This is a genomic window from Saccharibacter sp. 17.LH.SD, from assembly GCF_009834805.1.
GTDB lineage: Bacteria > Pseudomonadota > Alphaproteobacteria > Acetobacterales > Acetobacteraceae > Saccharibacter.
The window spans coordinates 145,906-163,377 of the sequence record NZ_WVHO01000011.1; the positions used below are offsets into that span (position 1 = coordinate 145,906).

14 protein-coding genes are annotated in these 17,472 nt (G+C 47.6%); 5 read left to right on the forward strand and 9 right to left on the reverse strand.

The window, feature by feature from the left end; genetic code table 11:
• The first annotated feature begins 4 nt into the window (after window positions 1–4).
• Window positions 5–940, forward strand: a complete 936-nt coding sequence (locus GS501_RS07425; RefSeq protein ID WP_160831237.1) for a 2-hydroxyacid dehydrogenase — start codon at window positions 5–7, stop codon at window positions 938–940.
• 137 nt (window positions 941–1,077) lie between these two features.
• Here the strand turns inward: GS501_RS07425 and GS501_RS07430 are convergent, their stop codons facing one another.
• Together GS501_RS07430 and GS501_RS07435 are read right to left on the reverse strand one after the other, a co-directional pair.
• Entirely contained in the window at window positions 1,078–2,277 is a 1,200-nt protein-coding gene (locus GS501_RS07430; RefSeq protein ID WP_160831238.1) for a PAS domain-containing sensor histidine kinase, read from the reverse strand.
• On the reverse strand, window positions 2,278–3,462 hold the full coding sequence (locus tag GS501_RS07435; RefSeq protein ID WP_160831239.1) for a sigma-54 dependent transcriptional regulator: 1,185 nt from the start codon (window positions 3,460–3,462) through the stop codon (window positions 2,278–2,280).
• A 193-nt stretch (window positions 3,463–3,655) separates the two neighbouring features.
• Between GS501_RS07435 and GS501_RS07440 the strand changes: the two genes are divergently transcribed.
• The 4 genes from GS501_RS07440 to GS501_RS07455 are packed head-to-tail and all read left to right on the forward strand — an operon-like array spanning window position 3,656 to window position 9,568.
• Window positions 3,656–4,978 carry an efflux RND transporter periplasmic adaptor subunit gene (locus tag GS501_RS07440; RefSeq protein ID WP_237442467.1) on the forward strand — a complete coding sequence of 441 codons (1,323 nt, stop codon included), beginning with the start codon at window positions 3,656–3,658 and terminating at the stop codon, window positions 4,976–4,978.
• Between the two features lie 16 nt (window positions 4,979–4,994).
• Entirely contained in the window at window positions 4,995–5,678 is a 684-nt protein-coding gene (locus tag GS501_RS07445; RefSeq protein ID WP_160831240.1) for an ABC transporter ATP-binding protein, read from the forward strand.
• An 18-nt stretch (window positions 5,679–5,696) separates the two neighbouring features.
• Entirely contained in the window at window positions 5,697–8,165 is a 2,469-nt protein-coding gene (locus tag GS501_RS07450; RefSeq protein ID WP_160831241.1) for an ABC transporter permease, read from the forward strand.
• Window positions 8,166–8,170: 5 nt separating this feature from the next.
• Window positions 8,171–9,568: a TolC family outer membrane protein gene (locus tag GS501_RS07455; RefSeq protein WP_160831242.1), complete on the forward strand. Its 1,398-nt coding sequence runs from the start codon at window positions 8,171–8,173 to the stop codon at window positions 9,566–9,568.
• A 93-nt stretch (window positions 9,569–9,661) separates the two neighbouring features.
• Here the strand turns inward: GS501_RS07455 and GS501_RS07460 are convergent, their stop codons facing one another.
• The 7 genes from GS501_RS07460 to GS501_RS07490 form a co-directional block, all read right to left on the reverse strand.
• Complete coding sequence (locus GS501_RS07460; protein ID WP_160831243.1) at window positions 9,662–10,420, reverse strand: NAD kinase; 759 nt, start codon at window positions 10,418–10,420, stop codon at window positions 9,662–9,664.
• An 82-nt stretch (window positions 10,421–10,502) separates the two neighbouring features.
• Window positions 10,503–10,877, reverse strand: a complete 375-nt coding sequence (locus tag GS501_RS07465; RefSeq protein WP_160831447.1) for a hypothetical protein — start codon at window positions 10,875–10,877, stop codon at window positions 10,503–10,505.
• A gap of 17 nt (window positions 10,878–10,894) precedes the next feature.
• Window positions 10,895–12,487, reverse strand: coding sequence for a bifunctional phosphoribosylaminoimidazolecarboxamide formyltransferase/IMP cyclohydrolase (gene purH / locus GS501_RS07470; protein ID WP_160831244.1), 1,593 nt, complete (start codon window positions 12,485–12,487; stop codon window positions 10,895–10,897).
• A 44-nt stretch (window positions 12,488–12,531) separates the two neighbouring features.
• A complete protein-coding gene (locus tag GS501_RS07475) occupies window positions 12,532–14,001 on the reverse strand; it encodes an efflux transporter outer membrane subunit (protein ID WP_370517965.1) in 1,470 nt (489 codons plus the stop codon).
• Window positions 14,002–14,042: 41 nt separating this feature from the next.
• Window positions 14,043–15,134 (reverse strand): HlyD family secretion protein, encoded by a 1,092-nt coding sequence (locus GS501_RS07480; RefSeq protein WP_160831246.1) that lies wholly within the window; start codon window positions 15,132–15,134, stop codon window positions 14,043–14,045.
• A gap of 121 nt (window positions 15,135–15,255) precedes the next feature.
• On the reverse strand, window positions 15,256–15,774 hold the full coding sequence (locus tag GS501_RS07485; RefSeq protein ID WP_160831247.1) for a GNAT family N-acetyltransferase: 519 nt from the start codon (window positions 15,772–15,774) through the stop codon (window positions 15,256–15,258).
• 53 nt (window positions 15,775–15,827) lie between these two features.
• Window positions 15,828–17,396 (reverse strand): MFS transporter, encoded by a 1,569-nt coding sequence (locus tag GS501_RS07490; protein ID WP_160831248.1) that lies wholly within the window; start codon window positions 17,394–17,396, stop codon window positions 15,828–15,830.
• Window positions 17,397–17,472: the final 76 nt, after the last annotated feature.

Sequence of the window (17,472 nt, forward strand, 5' to 3'; positions counted from 1 at the left end):
TCTTATGGCTAAGTTAGTAGACCTTCTTCTCATTGAGCCCCTTCCAGACGCTATTGAAGAACAACTGAAACAGCATTTTACACTGCATCGTTTCACCACCGTTGACGCGCTTCAACCGATTGCGTCAGAGATTCGTGCGGTCGCGACAGGGGGCTCTTACGGCATTGCTCCTGACATTATGGCCGCATTACCAGCCTTAGAAATTGTTGCTGTCAATGGGGTGGGATTGGATCGTGTTGATTTGAAAGAAGCTAAACGACGCCATATTCGCGTCACCGTCACCACCAATATCTCAACAGGCGATGTAGCTGACACGGCTATGATGCTTCTTCTCGCCTTAAAACGTCATCTCAACCAAAATGAACGTTATCTCCGTGACGGCCGGTGGCCTAAAGAAGGGATGCCCCCCCTTGCCCATTCTCTTGGTTCAAAGAAACTGGGCATCGCTGGATTTGGACGGATCGGCCAAGCCATTGCGCGACGTGCTCTCGCGAGTGACATGGACGTAGCCTATTTTAACACGCACCAACGTCCAGAAAGCCCTTTGGCTTTCTTCCCAGATATTAACAAACTGGCCCAATGGGCCGATATCTTGGTGATTTCTCTTGCTGCTGGGCCAAGCACGGCGAATATCGTTTCACAAAAAACACTTGAAGCCCTTGGCCCTCAAGGTGTTCTCATCAATGTGGCACGCGGCAGTATCGTTGACGAGAAGGCCCTCATTACTGCCCTCAAAGAGAAAAAAATTGCCGGTGCGGGCCTCGATGTCTTCCAGAATGAACCTGATATCAACCCTGAGTTCTTGACCCTAGCCAATACGGTATTACAACCCCACCAGGCTTCCGCTACTGTCGAGACGCGCCTCAAAATGGGACAAAACGTCGTTGACAATCTTCTAGCTCATTTTTCTGGAAAAGAACTTCTGACACCTGCACTTTAAGTCTTCGCACCCTGATTGCCTCTTCGTAAAAGGTAATCAGGGTAATTCTCTTTGATGAGAAGAAAATATAATGATGTAAGAAACATATTTTACAGATTAGATTTTCTTCAAATTAATGTTCAGGAAATTAATTATGTTTACAGACGAATGGAAAATTCTGTTGTCCACTCCTTAAACTCTGTTTTGTTCTCCAACGTTAAGGCTCCGCCATGACCGAGAACGATTTGTCGCGCAAGACTGAGCCCTATCCCATTACCATTCTTCTTGAAAGACATAAAAGGCTCAAAGATATGGTCACGTTGCGTTGGATCAACACCACTTCCGTTATCCCGTACGAAAATACTGGCCACGCCATTATCCCACACACCAACGAGCTGCACACGCGGCGACACCATCTCAAGAGTAGCCTCGGCACTATTGTTGAGTAAGTTCAGTAAGGCCTGTTCCATTTGAACTCTGTCTAAATGAACCAGAATGTGCGTTGGTGGAAGAATGAGCTCAAGAACAGGACATTCAGCCCAGCGCGCCTCGAATAACGTCGCCGTCGTGCACAACAACTCTCTAAAATCAACGGGTTTTAAATTTGGTGCCGGCAGACGTGCGAGATCACGATAACCACGGACGAAATGTTCTAAACCATCAGCACGACGTCGAATCGTTGACAATAATTCACTCATTGATTGACCTTTGTCAGGTAATTCAGTGAGCAAATCTTCTGCCATTGCAGAAAGAGATATGATCGGCGTCAGTGAATTCATAATCTCATGACTAAGAATTTGAAGTAGGTCGCGAAGCGCTTTCGCTTCGGCAGTGTTCATCCTAGCTTCAATATCCAGTAACGCCAGATAAACGCGTATTCCCCCCATACCACCACCCTGCGCGATTGATACGGCATAGGTACGAAGGGAGCCGCCCAACGATGGTAATTGAATGACACTATGATTTAGGGCATTACTCCCTGATTCAAGGACGGCTATAAGCGCAGCGGGTGGTGCCAATATTTTCCCTTGTACCTTGAACACAGTACGAGCGGCACGGTTTGCAGCGTAAATTGTACCATCTGTGCGCTGAAAAAGAAGCAGCACTGGAGCATGGTCGATCAGAGCACGATTCAACAATTTTTCGCTATCTTCTGGCGGAACAACGGACACCTCTTTACGTTGGATACGGCGCTGTAATTCGAGCTGTTTAATAATCAGTAAAACGGCGCAAAGAATACCAACACACACCATGACCACTGTTGTGACGAAACAACGTCGTTCCCAAGCAAAGGCCGCCAACAAACAAGCAGAAACAATCCCGCCTATTTGTATTAATGTGCCAATAATGACGCGCATTTATAACCCATACCTTGCCATCCGACGATAAAGTGCCGGACGTGTCAGCCCGAGTTCTTGAGAAGCCTTTGTTACATTGAATTTATGTTTACGGAGTGTCGACTCAATAAGCATTCGTTCCGTATCTTGCAATGTCGCTGAGGCCGTTATGTTTTCCTGTGGCGTAACAGAAGGCGTAGACCAATTTCCGGTTAAAACAGCACGTTCAACCGTTGCACGAAGAGAACGGACATTTTGTGGCCATGGGCTTGCCTTCAACGTTTCGAGATGTGTCTCATCTGGGTCAGGACTTGGTAGGCCATGACGCACAGAAAAATAATCTAGAAAATATGGAGTGAGAGCCGCAATATCATCAGGCCTTTGAGACAAAGGCGGCACCGCCAGAGTGATCATGCCAAGATGCAGCATAAGCCGAGGATTGAGACGAACATCCAATGTATCTTTACTGACGGAGGACAGAGCGATAACACGCGGAGACTCACAGTCATCAAGTTTATCGGCAAGTTGATGTTGGACAAGAGGTGATAGCTCCTCTACATCCCGAATAAGCCAATTGCCGTGATCACGTGGTAAGATGTTACATTCTTTTGCATGGATCGGGATTTCGGCTGTTCTGTCGCGAGATAAGGCAAAAATACGCCGCGCAAGAGTGGTCTTTCCACTTCCTGACGGTCCACATATGGTAATCGGCGCCTGCGTCAAGGCAAGACGATCTGCCTCTGCGACAATCTGTTTTAACTCTGAGGACGCAACAATCATCGCATTTTTTGTCGTCGTCTCACCATTGATAGGACGAGCCAAAAGCGTTTGTTTTATGAGAGTAACAAAACGTTTATTGTTCCATGGTTTCATCACAAAATTACATGCACCCGCACGCATAGCCTCGACCGCAATCGTAACACCACTATGCCCAGTAACAACGACAACGGGTAAATTTGGCTTCAAAACCAATATGTCTTTCAAGAGTGCTAGACCTTCAGCGCCATCCCGCGCACCCCTAGCATAATTGAGATCAAGCAAGACAAGATCCACAGCATGAGTTGTAAGCTTCGCCAGGGCAGACTGTGCATCATGAGCACATATGACCTCTATATCATGCTGTTTAAACAGCATGCCTGCTGCTGACTGAATATCAGTATCGTCATCAACAAACAGCAAAAGAGGTTTTCCATCACACGGTGCCATTGTGCTTCTCATCGATTCGTTGCGCTATGCGTCACTTTTCCTCTTGAAGTCATATTTTAGGTGTCCGTTTTTGGACACTATGTCCAGTTTCGAACAATCTCACCTATGACCAACACAAAAAACCATTATTTATCAATAAGATAATTCCTAATGTGATCAATGTTACACTGTTTCTGAAGAGGAGAAACCGTACATGGATCAAATATTACAAAACAACTCTCCCTTTGGTGATACACAGCTTCCGCCTACCAGCAGTGGAATGGATCGTATCGTAAAGCCATCACGTCGTAAAACGCTTATACGACGGTCGCTACGTTACGGTACCCCTGTCGCCATAGTGCTCACACTTATAGTAGGATGGCGGCTTATCCCCGTTTCTGGAACACTTTCTGTATCGAGCGATCAGCTCTCTTTTGAAACGGTTAGAACAGCACCATTCCTAGATTATTTACCAGTTCGCGCAACGGTCACTCCACTCCATGTTACCTTTATTGACGCAGTACAAGGAGGATCAGTTGCCGAAATTATCGCTAGAGATGGCGCCCTCGTACAAAAAGGAGATATGCTTGCTTATCTGACAAACCCACAACTTCAGTTGGATGTCATTTCTCGCGAAGCACAAATTGCAAGCCAGCTTGGGGTTAATAGTGGGCAACGTCTAACCTTGCAGCAAACGCGCACGACAGAGGAGACACAATTAGCCGAAGCGCGTTATAGCCTCCTTAAGACGCAACGCGAACTGTACATTCGTGAGCAACTCCGTAGCCAAGGCTTCGAATCGGACGCTAATGTTCAGTCTTACCGCGATGAAGCTGAATATTATGCGCAACGTCTCAAACGCTTAGAGAATGCCTTAACGCAAGATCTTAAAATTGCTGACAAACAGAGCAAAGAAATAGACGAAGAGGCTCAGCGATTACGCTCTAATTTAGACGCCGTCAAAGCAAGCTTAAATGCCCTGATTCTTCGTGCACCATTAACAGGTCGTCTCACGAATTTCGATCTTCAGCCGGGACAATCTCTCAAAGCTGGCGACAGAATCGGGCAAATTGATAGCGAGAAGCAATATAGGCTCGATGCGGACATTGATGAATTTTATCTTGGTCGCATCTTTGTGAAGGAACACGCTGAAGCGGATCTGGGCAACGTCAAGATTCCCATGACTGTTTCGCGCGTTCATCCACAAGTGACAAAAGGTCAGTTCCGCGCTGAACTCACCTTCGACGCAGTACCGCCTGACACATTACACCGTGGCGAAAGTATCGATCTGCGTATCACATTGGGTGAAACCCGCCAGGCACTCGTGTTGCCAAACGGAGCCTGGTTGGAAGATAGCGGTGGCCTCTCTGCTTTTGTCGTCTCTGCAAATGGTCATAGCGCACATCGCATCGCCATTACGTCAGGTCGACGCAACCCTGACCAGGTGGAAATCACCAGCGGGCTCCACGAGGGAGACCGCGTCATCACTTCCTCCTACAAAACCTACAAAAATTTCAACCATCTCAGCATTCATTGAACGAAAGGTCTCATCCATGTTGATCAAGCTTATGAACATACAGCGTCTTTATCGTTCTGACGAAATAGAAACCACAGCGTTACAAAACATCAATCTGCACATTGAGGAAAAAGAATTCGTCGCCATCATGGGACCATCTGGGTGCGGAAAATCAACACTGCTTAACATTCTCGGCACAATCGACCGTCCGACAACAGGATCTTACCATTTCGGCCAGCATGAACTCACGGAAATGAATGAGGCAACACTCGCAAAATTTCGACGCGAGCATCTCGGTTACATCTTTCAGAGCTTCAACCTCATTGATGAACTGACCATTAAAGAAAATATCGAACTTGCTTTAACATATCGCAACATCCCCAAAAACGAACGCCGTAAGCGCGTCGATCATGCCATGGACCGTGTTGGGATCGGGCATCGAGCTCATCATTATCCATCACAACTTTCAGGAGGACAGCAGCAACGTGCCGCCATTGCCCGCGCCATCGTTGGGAAACCGCGCTTGATCCTCGCCGACGAACCAACCGGTAATCTTGATACCGAAAACGGTGCACAAGTGATGGATATTCTTCAAAGTCTTAATGATGAAGGGGCCACCATCATCATGGTTACGCACTCCTTGAGCCACGCTGACCTTGCTCGCCGCCGCATTGATATGCTCGACGGACAAATTGTTGTTTCCGTAGCCAACGCAATTTGAAAGAGAATGGAGCATATTATGTTGACCACAATCTTTCGCAGTGTTGTGAGACAAGGACGGCGTCACCCCCTTTATATTGGAATTAATGTTTTTGGATTAGCACTTGGCATCGGTGTGTTTTTGACGCTCGCTATGCTTGTTCGGTTCGAATACGGCTATAATTCTGGATTAAAGGATGTTGATCGACTTGTCAGAGTGGATACAAAATCAACACCCCCAGGAAATACTCCCACAGAAAGTGAATCCACCTCATTCTACGCTGTTCCGTTCCTGAAAGAGGATTTTCCTGAGATTGAAGAAAGTGTTCGCTTTCAAGAACAGGACCTTCAAATCCAGCGCAACGGCGAGTTTGCCAGCTTGCACGGAGGGTATGTTGATCCTTCATTTATGACGACATTTCAACCAGCCTTAATGCAAGGTACACAAGCTGCTCTGATGCGGCCAGATGGATTAGTTCTCTCACAATCTGCAGCCAATCGTCTTTTTGGAACAACGAACATATTAGGACGGTCTGTTACCCTTAACAACGACGGAGAGATAAGTCAGCACGTTGTCACCGGAGTCTTACGTGCATCCTCTATCCCTAGTTTTCTCTCCGATATAGGGATATTGGCCCCAATACGAGCTGAAGATGAGAAAACATCACCTTGCTATACGCGTTGGGCAAGCATGTGTGGGTCAGTCTATCTGAAATTACGCCAACCAAGTGACATTGCAGCCGTTCAAGCAAGACTGCGTGACTTTATTATAAGACGCGCCTCTGGATCAGATGATAATTATAAGAGCCTTGGTCCACATCCTGAGAAAACCTACAGCTTCAAACTCGTTCCAATGCGGGATGCCCGTTTTTATGACGCTCACATAACGGAACCATCAAGAGGCTTGGATCAAAATGTTCTTAATGGGATCGGAGCGATTGGTTTACTCGCTTTATTCTTAGCATGTGCCAACGTCATCAATTTTGGGACGGCACGTTCTGTTCTTCGTGCACGCGAAGTCGCTATTCGTAAAACGCTCGGTGCTACACGTAAGATGCTTTTCCTACACTTTATGGGAGAGTCGCTGGTGATAACGGCATGTTCAGCTATTCTGGGCTTCGCTTTATCCGAGATTCTTGTTCAAGAAATCGCCAGTTTAACAGGTGAAAATATACGAATAGCCTATGACTTCGTGTTGGAAATACTGCCTCTCACTATTCTTATCTGTGGCTGTGCAAGCGGAATATATCCGTCCCTTATTCTTTCAGGATATCAGCCCGCACATATACTGGCCTCGGCACGCATGCCATCAGGGGGTCGAAAAGCTGCAAAATTAAGAAATGGGTTGGTTATTTTCCAATTCTCCGTTTCTGCTGTCATTATCATCATCATATTAGTTATTCATCAACAGACATTATTTCTGCAACGTGCCAATCAAGGATACGTCACGTCTGGGCTTTTAATTGGTGATATGATCCCGAGCCATGATATCGCTATACAGCGCCGTATCAAAGAAACACTTCGTACAGTGCCAGGAGTCCAGGCATCCACATTCGGATCCCTCGCTCCTAAGCCTGAAGAGAGAAATATGTGGGAGTTCGATTACATCTCTCCTCATGGTACGGCTCAAGTAAATACACTTCAAGACACTGTAGATAATGATTATGTCAGCGTCTATCAACCACAATTAATTGCCGGTCGTTGGTTTGATCTTTCACGAGGACAAGATCAAATGCCTAATTGGAACAAAAACCCTAATACCATTAGTAACGTTGTTATTAACGCAACAGCCGTATCACGATTTGGCTTTATCAAATTTTCAGATGCTATCGGTAAAATTATTGAATCAAATCCAAATCATTTTAAGGCAAGAATTATCGGCGTGCTTGATGACATGCGTTTTGAATCACCACGAGAACCTGTGAGACCCAGAATTCTTTTCTTTAATTCTTTAACGGTCCATCCTTATTTTAAGCCAATACCAGCAGTTCGTTTCTCAGGCGTTCCAGTTATGCAGATGGAACAACGTTTGCAACAGGTTTGGGGGCGCAATTTCCCTAATATCTATATAGAGTTTCAAACGCCCACTGCTCGGATGGAATATTATGTCCATGGGGATGAACAGCGTGAACATATCTTTACACTTGGAGCATGCACGGCGGTAATCATTGCAGTACTCGGGCTTTATGGCCTCGCCTCCTTCGCGGCCGCACGTCGTGTTTACGAAATTGGAATCCGTAAAACTCTTGGTGCAACAGCCAAACAAATAATGTTGCTGTTACTGACCGAGTTTCTTCGTCCCGTCATCATCGCATGTATTATCGCTTGTCCAATTGCATGGGTTCTGATGCGCGAATGGCTGTCTGGATTTAATGAACGCATCACGCTCGGCCCTACCCCATTTATCATCGCACTATTTAGTGCGCTCTTGATCGCAACACTCACTGTCCTCGGTCAGACCCTTCGCCTCGCATACTCTGAGCCAGCACGTGCTCTTAAAACGGAGTAAAAAACATGCGTCCGATAACCGTATTACTCACAATATCCATCCTTTTGCTCCAATCTGCACAAGCTCAGACCCTCTCTGAAGCTCTTAGGTTAGCCTATCGCACCAATCCAACATTACTAGGAGAGCAAGCCAACCAACGTGCCGTAACAGAAAACTCAGCAAAATCACGCTCTAGTTGGCGCCCGACTGTTACTATTAATATGGATGCCAATTATCAAAAGGCATCGGATACATCTGACTTTGCGCAAGGATCACAGGCATCAAACTATGCAGAAGGGTATATTTTAGCCCAACAAACACTTTATTCCTTTGGGCATACAGCCAATCAAGTACGAGCCGCAGATGCACGTTCTCGTGCAGAAGGTGAGGCGTTGCGTCTAACAGAATCTCAGGTCTTTATTAACGTCATTACAGCCTACATGAATGTATTACGAGACAGAAACGTCCTTGAGGTGCGTCGTGCTGATTTAGAAATGTTGATACAACAGGTGAAATTGATTACCTCACGTTACAACATTGGTGGACAACCAAGCGAGCAAGTGACCCGTACAGACGTTGAACAAGCCCAGACACGCCGCCATTCGGCAGAAGTGGCGTTAACTCAAGCTAAGGCAACACTCGCCGCATCAGAAGCATTATTTCGAGCTGTGATTGGCGTAGAACCCAAAAAACTGGCTATGCCGAATCAATTTCTCAGTCTTCCAAAGGATATTGAGCAAGCGATTAGAGCCGCGATAACAAATAATCCACAGCTTGCCCAAATGCGTGAAACCAAAGAAGCAACAGCAGCTGATATTGATACAGCACGGTCCCAATGGGGGCCGCAAATTCAAATGCAGGGTCGTTTTGGTACAATGGGCCCTGCAGCCCCATTCTCTGGCCGAGAATATAGAGAACAGCTTGCGGGCACTGTGTCACTCGTGCAACCGCTCTATAATGGTGATCTTTACAATTCTCAAATTAGACAGGCACGAGCCAAAGATGAACAAGCTCGACAGAATGTTGAATTGATACAGCGGAAAACACGCCAGAGTGTCGTGACAAACTGGCGTGCTGTTGAGAATGGTTTAGAAGCGATCAGAGTCGGCATGGCCGAAGTGCAATCAGGTGAAAAAACCTTAAAAGGGTATCAGCTTGAATATGGATATGGGCTACGCAGCACAACCGACGTTCTTTATGCTGATCAAAACTTAAGGTCAGCACAAGTTGAACTCGCAGAAAGTCAACATGATACAGTCGTCGCCAAAGCCAATCTTTTAGCCGTCATGGGAGAATTACAAGCAAAATCTTTACTACCTAATGAGCGTTATTATGACGCTAACACACGATTTCAACTTGCCCGCACACGCGGGTGGGAACCATTGCAGACACCAATTGCAGCTCTTGATCGTGCGGGATGGTAGTGCATCCCATAGCAGACAAGCCAGAAGCTACACCAGTCGCACTCGATAACTACCCTCTCTAACAGATTGCAACATAATACTTATGGTCGGCACCTATTCTGCAAATTGTTCAGCAATAATTCGCTCAGATAGACTATGGTCTGGATCAAAGAGAAGTGTCACTTTTTTCTCTTGATCCACGCCAACAACAACCTCCTTAGCATCACGAATTTCTGCTGGCCCCGCAACGGCAGAAGCTGGACGTTTCACCGTATCATGTAAAGTAAAACGCACCATCGACTCAGCTGGCAAAAGGGCCCCCCGCCAATGACGTGGCTGAAAAGGAGAAATTGGTGTCAGGGAAAGAAGCTCCGCCCCTAAAGGGACAATCGGCCCATGCGCTGAACGATTATAAGCCGTTGAGCCCGCTGGGGTTGAAAGGATGATTCCATCACATACTAGACGTGCCATCCGCTCACGACCATCAACTTCAATACCAATATGAGCCGCTTGACGGGTTTCACGATAAATAAAGACGTCGTTAAAACCCAACCCCTCATGATACTCACCAGATGTCGTACGCACCCTCATCCGCAATGGTGAAATTATGGTTGGTTGTGCATAAGCCAAACGTTGTGGCAGATGTTCTTCTTCTGGCTCATTCATAAGGAACCCGACCGTTCCATAATTCATGCCAAATACTGGAATATTGTAGCCTAAAATATGCAGCAATGTTTCAAGCAAGAAACCATCACCACCAAGACAGACAATTACCTCTGCCTGGTCCAACGGAACATTCCCATAACGCTCTGTGAAACGCTCCAAAGCTTGCTGTGCAGAGTCCGTATCCGCTGCAATAAATGCAATATTCATCACACCCTCTGAAATACGCGCGTCTAAACGACGCGTGTATTCACGCTATAGAGAAACATTGCCTTATGAAGCGCCTTAAGCCTCACTCACTATGCTCGCCACTATGGCGAATCACATCATAAGCTGGGGACCCTGGATAAGGTCCCTTCTTCACATCATGTTCAGAAGGGCACAAACGCCCCTTAGGAGTCTCTAGGGCAACCGCCCATACCTTCTTTTCATGCAGCCCATTAAGGCCACGCACAGTAACCGTCTGACTTAGCCGCACAAAAGGCAACAAAGACTCCGGTAGGACGATAGATGTGCCATCTTCTAGCAAAACACCATCGCCCGTAATGCGAGTCACCTCACCTGTTGTCACAGGTAAAGGTGAAACATCATAATGGCATTCAGCTGCCCATGCAGACAGACCATGAAAGCCACCCGTTAAGAGCGCGACGACCCCAGCCAGCCGCAAAAAAGAAGATATGCGTCTCAATGTCTGAAATGCCTCATTCCTGTGAAGACCATTGCAATGCCAGCTTTATCTGCTGCATCAATGACCTCCTGATCGCGGATCGAACCGCCAGGTTGAATAACAGCCGTCGCACCAGCGGCTACAACACTTTCTAACCCATCCGCGAAAGGAAAGAAAGCATCAGAAGCCGCAACTGAGCCAATGGTCAAGGCCTGAGCTTCATCCGCTGCCTGAGCGGCATCTTCACTTTTCCGAGCGGCAATACGTGCGCTATCAACACGCGACATCTGCCCAGCGCCAATACCAACCGTTGCTTGATCTTTAACATAGATCACCGCATTGGATTTCACATGTTTTGCAACCCGGAAGGCAAAGAGAAGATCAGCCATCTCCTGCGTCGTAGGCTGACGCTTGGTCACGACCTTTAACTGATCTTCTGTAACATGCCCATTATCGCGACTCTGAGCTAGGAAACCACCGGATACAGACCGGAAAGATAAGCCTTCAGCCTGTGCATCGGGGACACCCCCCGTCAACAACAACCGAAGATTTTTCTTTTTTGACAAGATAGCCCGAGCGTTTTCATCCGCATCAGGGGCCACAATCACCTCTGTAAAAATCTTACTAATTTCTTCAGCTGTTGCCTGGTCCAATGTACGGTTCAGTGCAACAATGCCACCGAAAGCCGACACAGGGTCACACCGCAAAGCCGCACGCCATGCCTCCTGTACTGTTGCGGCAGACGCCACACCGCATGGGTTTGCATGCTTGACGATCACCACACTCGGCGCTTCAAATTCTGCAACAGCCTCAAAAGCCGCATCCGTATCATTCAGATTATTATAGCTAAGAGCTTTACCCTGGATCTGACGAGCCGTCGCTAAGCCAGGCCGCTGGCTCCCATCGCGATAAAACGCTGCATGCTGGTGAGGATTCTCGCCATACCGCAACAATTCGCCTCGCTCCCCAGAAAGCGTCAGAACTGGCGGCAAAATCGCTTCCGCTTCTGTTTCTGCCGTTTGTTGTGCGAACCAACGGGCAATCATCCCGTCATAACGTGCCGTATGTGCATAGGCCGCTGCAGCCCATTGACGACGCTCCTCAAAGGTCGTTCCACCCTGTGCAAGAGCTTCTTGAAACGCTGAATATTGTGACGGATCAGTCAAAATAGCGACATGAGAGAAATTCTTTGCCGCCGCGCGGACCATTGCTGGGCCGCCAATATCAATATTCTCGACACATGTTTCATCATCAGCGCCTGAGGCAACTGTCGCTGCAAACGGGTAAAGATTAACACAAACGAGATCAATCGGCGCAATCTGATGCTCTGCCATCTGGGCAAGATGATCTTCTTTATCTCGACGCCCCAAAATACCCCCATGGATCCACGGAACGAGTGTTTTCACACGTCCATCAAGGATTTCCGGAAAACCTGTATGGTCGGAAACATCTTTTACGGGGACACCAGCTTCCCGCAAAGCACGGGCAGAGCCTCCGGTGGAGAGAATCTCAACATTATGAGACACTAAGGCGCGAGCAAGATCAATCAACCCTGTTTTATCAGAGACAGAGAGAAGAGCACGACGAAGAAAAAGGCGCGTATCAGTCATGACAGATGGAAATATCTCTCACTTACTGATGGTGCAACCTGAATTTACAAAGGTGACGGGGATGAACCCGCCAATTGCTTATTATCCAACATCACCTGCCAGCCTCCCCCCAACGCTCTGTATAAGCTAACAACAGAAGACGCCGTCTCTGTGCGGCTATCTGCAAGAAGAATTTCATTTGCTAACAAACTCGCCTCAGCGCGATCCACTTCTAAAAATGGGACAGCGCCTGTTTGATACTGCTCGCGTGCAGCACGGAATGCGAGACGATTCTGCTTCACGGTTTCAACAAGATGAGCATAACGGTCTTGCATTTGCGCAAGACGCGTAATTGCATCATCAACATCCCGCCATGCATTCAAAACAGTCTGACGATAGGCTAAAGCGACTTCCTTCTGCTGTGCTTTGCGCAACTTTAACGTGCCACGCAAACGCCCGCCCTCAAAAATGGGCACATTGAGTGTTGGGCCCAGCGTAAAATATTTCGCTGCAGGCATAAAGAAATCACCGGCTGATAAACTTTGTGTCCCCAGATTCCCCGTTAAGGTAATATCGGGGTAGAAGGCGGCTTTCGCCGCACCTATTTCAGCCGTTGCTGCATGTAACCTGGCATCAGCTTCCATAATGTCCGGACGACGCTCCGCCAATGTTGAAGGAACACCAACCCCGATAGACACAGGAGGCAGTGGTTGTGGTGTGACTGGCAGCAACTCCTTTTCCAAAGCACGTGGCGGCAACGCAAGAAGATACCCAATCGCGTTAACTAAAGCCGCCTGAGCATCGCGCAAAGGCGGCAAACTACTTTCCGTCTCCTCAACCTGCCCGCGAGCTTGCGCAACCTCTAAAGCATTGGACGCGCCCTCGCGCTGGCGATCTAACACCAAAGCCAAGTCATGTTTTACAAGAGCTAAATGACGCTCTGTCAGACGAATCTGCTCTTGCACACCCCGCAAGTGTACATAAGCACCCACTAAATCTGCCAATGTCGCCAAGGCGACACCACGCTGAGCCGCAACAGCTTCCACCACTTCGGCTTGCCCGGCCTCAACGGACCGACGAATCATTCCGAATAAATCCATATCCCAGGAGGCTGATCCGATATTCGTATATTGTTGATACTGAAGATTTGCCCCAGGGGCTGGCTGGGCAATCGTCAGGAACCCTCGTTTACTTTGTTGTGTCCAAGTATAGGAACCTGCCCAATTAACACTTGGCATACCTGCCGATGCCGCAACCGTCACTTGAGCACGCGATTGGGTAATCCGTGTCGCGGCCTCTTGTATATCGAGATTTTGCCGCGCTAAGCGTTGAATAAGAGCTGTGAGTTCTGGATCATGGAATTGCTGCCACCATGTTATGTCCACAGCGCCACCATAGGTCCGCCCTGCAGAAAGTTTTTTGGGCATGTCCGCCGCTTTTTGCCACTGCTGCGGCTGATCTTTCATCAAAGGCTTATGATAATCAGGACCAACCTTGATACAACCACTCAGGCCTATCACGACGAACGAGAACACCCCTACACTTCGACAAAACCAACCCAGACTACCCCGCCTTATCATTTCGCTGTCACCGCTTTCTCTGTTCGAGATTGCGTTCCCACCACATCGCTCAACCCAGTATCAACAGTCGTCTCCACGGAGAACCCCATACGCAGCAATTTAGCCAACCGTTGCCCTGGCACGAGTGTAATTTTCACAGGAAGGCGTTGAACAATTTTCGTAAAATTCCCTGTTGCATTCTCTGGTGCTAATGGCGCAAATGCCGCCCCTGATGCAGGTGGAACACTATCAACAACCCCTGCCAAGTCGATATTATACGCATCAATATGGATCGTCGCTCTCTGTCCCGGATGCATATGACGTAATGCTATCTCGCGATAATTTGACTCAACCCACAATTGGTCCATCGGAACCAGTGCCATCAAGGCCGCACCCGCAGGCACATAATTACCTGCCTGCACACTACGTTCCCCAACCATTCCATCAAAAGGCGCACGAATTTTCGTATAAGAGAGATTCAACTCTGCCTGATGCACACGCGCTTGATCAACCGCCACTTGCCGCCTTGCTGATTCATCACGCGCTTTCAACACACTCAGCTGAGCTTTCGCGGCTTCAACTTGCGCTTCTGCGGCATGCAAGGCTGCTGTCAACTCTCCCAATGTTGCATGCGTTTTTTGTCCTTCCTCACGACTTCCTGCACCACTTTGCGCTAAATGTTCATAACGAGCTGCGTTTTGTTGGGCAAAAAGAAGCTCTGACTCTAAACGGGCAACCGTCGCTTCTGCCTCACTAATTAAGGCAGGTTGACGCGCCACATTCGCAGCAGCATCAACAACAAGCGCCTGGTCATGCGCTTCTGACGCACGTGCCTGATCCAAAGATGTTTGATAATCTCGTGGATCTAATGTCGCTAGCACATCCCCTTCTCGCACCGACTGATTATCATCCACTTGAACGGAAATCACCTGCCCAGGCACACGCGGTGCAATCACCGCATAATGGGCAGTTACATAAGCATCATTGGTCCACACCCGCGCGGTTGGCACAAAAATGATGGCCAACACAACACCCACAAAGACCGCGACAACGACTCCAGCAAACACAAACGGCCAATAAGATCTCTGAGATGCCGAAGCTTCCGTCATAAAGCAGGGACTTTCATTACTAAGAAGGACGGCAAATATGGCAAAGACTATGAACCCTCCTCAATACAGAACAGATAAAAAATTGCACACAGAAACTTGCAACAACCGGATGTCCTATCACCTAGCGCGTCGCATCTTTTTTATTCAAAGTAAATTGCAGAAACATCAAATCTAGCCACCGCCCAAATTTCGTCCCGACTTCCGGTAAATTCCCTACTACCTTGAAACCAAGATCTTCATGCAAACGAATGGAAGCTGTATTTTCTGACGTTACGCCTGCAACCATCACGTGCTTTCCACAGGCACGCGCGCGATCAAGCAAAGCGAGCATTAATGCCTTACCGACGCCCTTGCGACGTTGATCCGAACGAACATAAACGGAGTGCTCAACCGTGTGTCGATATCCATCCCATGCACGCCAATCCCCAAAAGAACCGTAACCGATAACAGATTCCTGATTATCTCCCGCCACAATAACCGGAAATCCCGCCTTAAGACGTTCATCCAACCACTTTATTCTATTCGAATCATCTACAATAGAATCATTCCAAATCGCTGTCGTATTTAACACAGCATCATTATAAATTTGTGTAATACCCGGAATATCACTCACCTGTGCATCACGTATAGAAAACATCATATTATCACCTAAAATAAATAATGACTCATTATCTAAAATACTCTTTCATCAAATCACAACTTCTTCTGTGAAGAGGACGCAAACACAATCCATGGGGGAAACGTTCTTACTGGTAAGAGCAATACACAGATCATCAATGCAACAATAACGCCGATCAACACAAAAAAGAGGTCTGTCATAACCAACACCTCCGTTTGGTGATGGTATTGATACTTTAATGTCGATAAACTGCCAGTGAAACGCTCTTTCCCTGACGCCGTTAAAGGGGTTGGACTTTGGATGACGGGGCTATCCCCCTGAAATAAGCTGTAACGATCAACCCCTAAATGATCGGCTAAACGCTCTGAATGCAGTCCTCCACGCCAACGACTTACCAATTGCGTTAGCCAAACCGCCACCACCTGCATCAAAGCACGCGGCATATTCACAAGTGCTACGGCAAACGGGGATTCTTGCGCCACAACGGCATTCGTTGACATCAACAACAAAGAGGCGAGAACCATCTCCCCGCCAATCCCTGCAAAAAGCTGCCATAGATAAAATTCCTGACGCAGCCAAACGGATGTGAGGAACGTATCACCACAACAGCCAATCAGAAGGAAAACCATCCCTAGAAAACCAACAATCCGGCTATCCACATCGCAGCGATTGAGCACATACCCAACCAGAGGCACCATAATAATCTGTAGTGCAGCAATCTCTATGGTGATCACATAACTTTGTTCAGGCCGATATCCAGCCACTTGTGCCAAATATCGCCCCGGTATTGTAGAACTGGCGATTGACGCGACCACAAATAGACTAATCGCCGTTACCCCGTAAAGGTAATTACGTCGCCCCAGAAGCTGATAACGAAAAAATGGAAGATGATGATGCCACTCATTCCACACTAAAAGAGGGACACAGATACCTCCTATGAGCGTCAACACACAAATCAGCGTGGAATTAAACCAATCCAACCAGTCTCCCAGTATAAAAACTGTGCATAAACACCAAGCCGCACACGCAAAGAGAAGAAAACCACGCCAATTAAAATAACGAAATCGATGATATTCAGGCTTCGTCACTGGCATACCATACCAGATCAATGCCGCTGCTAATGCGCCCAGAGGAATAACCTGCCAAAAGACAAAACGCCAATCGACAAAATCCGTCCATAGCCCTGCTAATGCAGTGCTCAGATAAGGAAAGCATGTTGCTGTAAGGGAATACATTGCCAAGCCATAAACGCGGCGATCAAAACTTAATGTTCGCAATGTTGCAAACATCATAAGAGGGATTGCGAAACCACCTGCTAATCCTTGGAAACTCCGCAAAATATAAAGCAAACTTAGAATATTAGTACAGGGAATAAGAAGGCTGCTGAAAACGCCAAGCGCTAAAACGATAAAAGCCCAACGTCTTATACTCAGTGTAATAGCCATCCAGGGAGAGATACCAGCACCGATAACCTCCGTCGCACTGTATAAACTCGTAAACCACTTGGCTGGATCACGACTCATGCCGAGCCCACCCATCACATCAGGGAGAGCTTGAGTAGAAACCTGCTCATTGAGTGTCGTCAGCATGGCCGTCAACAAAATACCACCCAACCCAACAACAGATCTCGCCCGAGACGTCATCCTCAAAGTGATCCTCTATTCAAACAATACTTATCAGTAAAAACACAATGGGCTCTGTGGTTTTAACCACAGAGCC